Origin of the sequence: uncultured Cyclobacterium sp., assembly GCF_963976465.1 — a bacterium.
Lineage (GTDB): Bacteria > Bacteroidota > Bacteroidia > Cytophagales > Cyclobacteriaceae > Cyclobacterium.
This window is the reverse complement of the sequence record NZ_CAXBOC010000340.1, coordinates 1-6,573: the sequence shown is the minus strand read 5'-3', so window position 1 is coordinate 6,573 and position 6,573 is coordinate 1. Positions and strand designations below refer to the sequence as shown.

Sequence of the window (6,573 nt, the reverse complement as noted above, 5' to 3'; positions counted from 1 at the left end):
TTGCCTCAAGTTACCGTCAGCACAGTACACGGTGTTGCAGGAGATGGTGGAGGAGAGTATGCTTGTTTTTTTGTAGAGCATACGACCAATGTACACCTTAACCCTAGAATGCCTTTTAATGTAAATGATAATGTTTGGGGCAGTACTTACTATACCTTAAAAGACCTTAACACCATTATCGAAAAAGGTTCAATAGGAGGGAACGAAGAAGGTCAGTTTCATGCTGTAGGTATCGCTAAAGTGCTCTACGCTTATACTTTAAGTGTTGGAACAGATTTCTTTGGGGAGATGCCCCATTCTGAGGCAAATAAAGGAAGCGAAAATCGCTCGCCGACATTTGATAATCAAGAGACTATATATGCCTTTTTGCAAAACTTGCTTGATGAGGCCATAGTAGACCTGCATAGGGAATCCATTGGAGATATTTCTAGGTTTGACCTAATTTATGAAGGGGATACAGAAATGTGGAAAAAGGCTGCCTATGGGCTAAAAGCACGCTTTTACAATAGGTTAAGTAATATACAACCGGAAGCTTCAGCCCAAAATGTGATAGATGCCCTAGCAAACACTTTTGAATCTGAAGATGAAGGGATGATTTTTGATGGTTACCTGTCGGGAAATACCAATGATAACCCATGGGCCGGATGGCAGAAGTCCGAACAAACCTATGCGGTAAGCCAGACCTTCCTTGATTTAGTCAACAGTTTTAACGATTCGGACTATACTGACCCCAGGGCAAACAGATGGTTTACCAGAATAAATGATGAATTTGTTGGCGCTCCAACCGGACAAGCCCAGTCAGATCAGACCCATTCCGTTTATTCAGCACCATCAACAGAAACGGTTCTGTATGACGAGGCACCACAGCCGTTGATTACTTATGATGAAATGAAATTTTTGGAGGCAGAGGCAAAGTTTAGGTTGGGATTAAATGAGGAAGCTTATGTGGCTTATCAAGAAGCTGTTGAATCGGCTTGTAGAAGGTCTGGAATTTCTGAAGGTGAAATAGATGAATACTTAAACCAAGGTACTGTTTTTCCCGGGGCAAATAATTTGAGTATGGACCATATTATTGGCCAAAAGAACATTTCTTTTTGGATGTTTCAATCCATAGAGGCTTATAATGACTACCGAAGAACAGGTATACCTCAAATGAACGACCCCCAAGGAACTCCATTAAGGTTGCCTTATCCGCCTTCTGAGGTCAATAGAAATCCCAATACTCCTTCTGACATCAATGACCAAACCATTTATGAAATACCTGTATGGTGGGCAAAAAATTGAGCTATTATGCTAGCAAAACCTTTATAATATTTTATTATCCAATAGAAAAGAATACATGAAAAACACAAAAATTGTCCTTTTGATCTTTATCTCCTTATTGTTTGCCCGATGTTCGGTGCAAAGACAAGACCAGTCAAAGGATAAACAATCAAAAGATGAAAACGCTAAATTACATCCTGATCTACAAAGGCATGATGGTGTTTTAGTCAATAAAAAGCAGGATGGCTACAATGGAATATGGTACATGAACCAGCCATTGGACAATGAATATAAATTTAAATATAGTGGAGGATTGGCCACCTATACTGCCAAGCACAATCCAATAGCAATTTACCGGAAAGAGGTAAATAAAACCTTCTTTTGCTATGGAGGAACAAATGCTGAAAATTCTACTTTGTATCACATGGTTTCCTACTATGATCATGAAACCGGGGAAGTGCCCAAGCCAACCTTAGTGTTGGATAAGAATACCATAGATGCGCATGACAACCCCATCATTTCTATAGATAAGGATGGTTATATTTATTTATTCTCTACCTCCCATGGTACTTCCAGGCCTTCTTATGTTCACAGAAGCCGCAAACCCTATGATATAAAATCATTTGAAGTGGTGGAGGCTAATAAATTAGAAAATGGAGAAAAAGTGCCTCTGGATAACTTCTCCTATATGCAGACTTGGAATGTTCCGGATAAGGGCTTTGTAAGCTTTTTTACAAGGTACAAATATCCTGCAGACCGGACGATCTGCTTTATGACAAGCCGGGATGGGAAAAACTGGTCAGAATGGAAACGCATCGCAGCCATCAAAAAAGGGCATTACCAAATCAGTGCTGTTGGAAATGAGTTGGTTGGCTCTGCCTTTAATTTTCATCCGGATACTAAAGAAAAGAACGGCTTAAACTGGCGAACCAACCTTTATTATGTGGAATCACCTGATTTTGGAGAAACGTGGAGAGCAGCCGATGGTACTGCTTTGTCTTTACCTTTGACTTCCATAGAAAATGCAGGGTTGGTTTACAATTATTACGATGAAAACCTTAATGTCTATATGAAGGACATAACCTATGACAATGAAAACAGGCCAGTAATTCTTTTTATAACTTCCAAAGGCTTTGAAGCAGGGCCACAAAATGGCCCTAGAACTTGGAGGACAGCCCGATGGAATGGCACGGAGTGGGAAATCAACAACGTTACCACTTCCGATAATAACTACGACATGGGTTCCCTGTATATTGATGAAAAAGGTACTTGGCGTATAATTGCTCCTACTGAAGTAGGGCCACAGCCCTATAACCCGGGAGGAGAAATTGCCCTTTGGCAAAGCACTGATCAAGGAAAATCTTGGGAGATGGTTAAGCAAATGACTGCTGATAGTCCCTATAATCACACCTACGCAAGAAGACCGGTCAATGCACATCCTGATTTTTATGCCATTTGGGCAGATGGCCATGGTAGAAAATCTTCTGAATCTCGTTTATTTATTAGCGATAAAGAAGGCAATGTATCCATGTTGCCGCAAAAAATGAAAAGTAAAAAAGTGAAATTGAAAAAATAATTGATCCCTTAATAATTGATCCCTTAATAAGGGCTTCCTTAGCTGGTATGTTGTAGCCAATTAGGCAGAGAAGGTTTAATGCTTGTTAATTGACGTTTCAATATTTTAATGTTTAACCAAACATATGAAATAGGTATTGTATTATCAGATGAAATCACTTCAAAATCGGGTGCTTTGTAGCTTTATTGACCCAGATCAGCGTTTTTTGGCTTTGCTGCAGTATCCAATCGATTGATTTGTATTTAGGTAAAGTCCACGTATTACTATTTCCTATTTCGGTTAAAATAATATCGCCAATCATTTTGCTGTCTATGACACAGGAAAATGATTGGCGATTCCTTTCTAATTTTTATTATGGGTTGCTATTTCAATCCCTGCAAATAAGCGGTAAGGTTTGAAATATCGGTTTTATTCAATGCTAAATCAGCAGGTTTTGGCATAATGCTGGTCGCAAATCTTTTTCTTGAGGAGATGTCTTCTGCTTGTATATTGTATACTTCATTTTGAAGTCCCTCCAAAACAACAATAGGCCCATCAGCCTGTAGAAATCCATAAGCAACAGTTCCATCTTTTAAGCTGATCAGCCACAATTCATAGCCAAAGGCCACCCCTGCACTTGGATTGCTGATGGCATCAAACAAACCATTCTGGTCAAGCTTGGCTCCAATCATGCTTAAATTTGGGCCAATGTTACGGCCTTCATCACCTACTTGATGACAGGTGGCACATTTGCCTAGAAAAACTTGCTTTCCTTTAGCTACATCGCCTTCTATCGCACTTACATCCTCCAATGTGATGTCCTGTGCTGTTGTAGGTTTACTGAAATAATCACCTGCCAATACACGAATGGCTTGTTCAGGATTTTGGAAAATCACCTTACTAATTTCGGTTTTTAATTGCTCCGAAAGTGCTTCTTTTTCTGCCAAACCAATCAACATCATGCCACCGGTTTTGTCTTTCGCCATGGCCTGGGCTGCTTTTATTTTTTCTGCTTCCAAGCTGCTGTTTTGAGTTAGAATGGATTTATTCGCCAACATTTCCTTTTGAATTTCCGGGCTTAGGTTGGCTTTTAATTCAGGAATTTCCATCTCATAACCATTCCATTCATTGTTTCTTCTATACCTTAACCACCACAAAGCCTGGTCTTTCACATCCGCAATATCCGAAGCAGCAATTTCTTGCATGGCATTTACTGCTTTTTGGTCATTGATAAAGCCGAGCGCTGTTACGGCTTTTTTTCGTTGCGCCTCTGTTAATTGTGTAGACATGGCCCTTTTTTTCAAGCTGTTGACTGCCTGCTTGGGATGCAAACGCCAGGTGAGGTCTTCAAACCCCGGTTTCCAATCAAGGGCTTCAGCACCTAACTCTTCCAAAAGAGTTGGGTAGACCTCTTCTTCTTTGCCATCCATGGCTAAACCTAATGCCTCTACATAATACCTGTCATCACCCTCATGCTGTGAGGCCAGCTCAATTAAAACATCTTCTACCTGATTCATCGGCATATCCCTCATGGCCACTGCCACTTCCCTACGCACGGCAGCAGATGGGTCTTTACTTAACTTATTGGCAAAGGGCAAAATATCAGGTGTAACCTGCCTCAAAGCCCTAAATGCCGTTAACCTTAAATCAGGATTACCGGCCTCCAACTGCTCCTCAACAATTTGAACCCCCTCATTGCCCATTTTGGAAAGAAGCCAAATGGCCCTTGCTTGGTGGTAAGGGTTATTATCCTTCAACACTTCTTTTACTGCATCTACTGCCTGAGCACCTTGGGATGCAAGCAAGCCAAAACCGGAATTTCGAATATTGACGGCAGGATTCTTTAAAGCAGCTATTTGTCCTTGGGTAGTAGATAAGTCAATCTCAGGACGGCTTAATTTTTTACCTTTAGGGGTAATTCGATATATTCTACCAAAGCCCGTACTGTCTATCATTCGATGTCCACCTACCATGCCATCGTACCAATCGGCCACGTAGATGGCACCATCAGTTCCGACTACTACATCACTTGGCCGAAACCATTTGGTTTTGTCTGCATCTGTCGCTCGGCTTTTTGCATCTTCCACTTCTTCTTCAGGCAAGGAAGTAATCAAGTTATGCCTTTTTAGTTCAAAACCGGCTCCTTTAACTTCAGGTTTATAAGCAAGAATTACGTTTCTTCCAGCTTCACTTGCGAGTAGGGTGCCTTGGTATTTCTCTCCCATCAAATCACTTTCATAGAAAGTGATGCCAGTAGGGGACCCTGAACCGGTATTGTCCCCAAATGGGATTACGCCGGGGTCATCTTGATGCCAATGTGCCATAGGGATGGATTGGCCCGGCCGTCTATCTGCCTGCCATTTTCTGGAGCCATCTGTATTGAAATAGCCCATATTGCCACCCTCCATTAACCAAGAAACACGTACCCCTTTGTTGCCATCGTCATCATTGTCATTTTGCCACATATTGCCATAGCTATCTAGGGCCAATTCATAAGAATTTCTGAAATTATGACCCAATACCTTTAAGCCTGTACCATCAGGGTTGATGCTCATGGCAATACCCCCAACCCAAACTTTACCATCGTCACTTACCATTCCCGGCTCATTGTCAATCATATGCGGGGAACCCCCGTTGTATAAACTTCCTGATCGGAGGGTCCATCCGCTTTTGTCTGTTACTATATGTGGTCCGGCATTTCCTGCATTAAAATAATACTTTCCATCGGGCCCGGCCATCATGGCATGTAAGCCATGATCATGATCATATCCGCCAAATCCGGTTAAGAATATTTCTTTGTTGTCCGGTTTGTCATCACCGTCTTCATCTGTATAGATGATCACGGAAGGCCCGCTAGAAACAATTACTTTGTTGCCTATTACGGAAATACCCAAGGGAGCAGTTAAATCTTTGTCTTGGACAAAAACCTTTGAGCTTTCAGCTTTTCCATCACCGTCTTTATCCTCAAGAATCATGACCCTGTCTCCTTCTTCCTGATGCTTAAATTTGTTGGGGTCATTACGAAATAAACGATAATTAAGGGCTTCAGTAACCCAGATTCTTCCTTTGGCGTCTACATCCATATTCGTTGGATTGAAAAAAAGAGGGGATTCAGCCCATAAGCTTGCCTCCAAATCATCCGGTAAATAGAGTTGTGTGTCCTCGGAATAAAATTTTTCATTTAAAGAGAAAGGTTCTTCCCGAACCTCCTCTTTACAGCTAGTGCTCAAGAAGGAAAGGCAGATAATAATTCCACCCAAAGAATTTTTGCTAAAAATTTTGGGTGTTAGATTATTTAAGGTTTTATGCATGTTAATTGATATTAAAGGTTTTTGGCTTGCGCTTGATCAAGTAATCTATTGACTAATTATCAAATCGCAGAAGAGGTTAAAAGTATAAAAAAATCATAGCAATAGAAAGCAATGTTAGATGGAGGAAAAAATTTTTAATGTTTTATTTCAATCTTATAATGGTAAGCAAAACAGTATAGTTCTTTTCATGGATAAACTTACTTGGATTTTTAGGTTCTATGAGTTTGAAAAAAACGAATTATGCATGCTTCTTTTCACGGTAGAACATGCTCATTGATTTCAAGGCCCGGCTCAGCAAGAGTTTATTTATTGTTTTTTTTTTCTTTTTAGTAAAAGATGCATGTAAAAATTCGCTTTTTGTTTCAATTAATTATTAATTATGGTTAATATGCTGTTCACCCAAATTTTATCTTAAATCAACATGACAAAACGAAGAGCGTTTAT

At 40.4% G+C, this 6,573-nt stretch carries 3 protein-coding genes; 2 read left to right on the top strand and 1 reads right to left on the bottom strand.

Translation table 11 applies throughout. The features are described from left to right. Both AAC037_RS17230 and AAC037_RS17225 read left to right on the top strand, forming a co-directional pair. A partial coding sequence (locus AAC037_RS17230; protein WP_339904301.1) for a SusD/RagB family nutrient-binding outer membrane lipoprotein occupies positions 1 to 1,284 on the top strand: 1,284 nt, incomplete at its 5' end. Positions 1,285 to 1,339: 55 nt separating this feature from the next. Further along, positions 1,340 to 2,839 carry a BNR-4 repeat-containing protein gene (locus tag AAC037_RS17225; RefSeq protein ID WP_339904299.1) on the top strand — a complete coding sequence of 500 codons (1,500 nt, stop codon included), beginning with the start codon at positions 1,340 to 1,342 and terminating at the stop codon, positions 2,837 to 2,839. Between the two features lie 362 nt (positions 2,840 to 3,201). Here the strand turns inward: AAC037_RS17225 and AAC037_RS17220 are convergent, their stop codons facing one another. Further along, positions 3,202 to 6,048, bottom strand: a complete 2,847-nt coding sequence (locus AAC037_RS17220; RefSeq protein ID WP_339904297.1) for a PVC-type heme-binding CxxCH protein — start codon at positions 6,046 to 6,048, stop codon at positions 3,202 to 3,204. Positions 6,049 to 6,573: the final 525 nt, after the last annotated feature.

Bases quoted from the DNA above. Each gene is read 5' to 3' on its own strand.
- AAC037_RS17225 (WP_339904299.1), top strand. From the start codon at position 1,340: ATGAAAAACACAAAAATTGTCCTTTTGATCTTTATCTCCTTATTGTTT.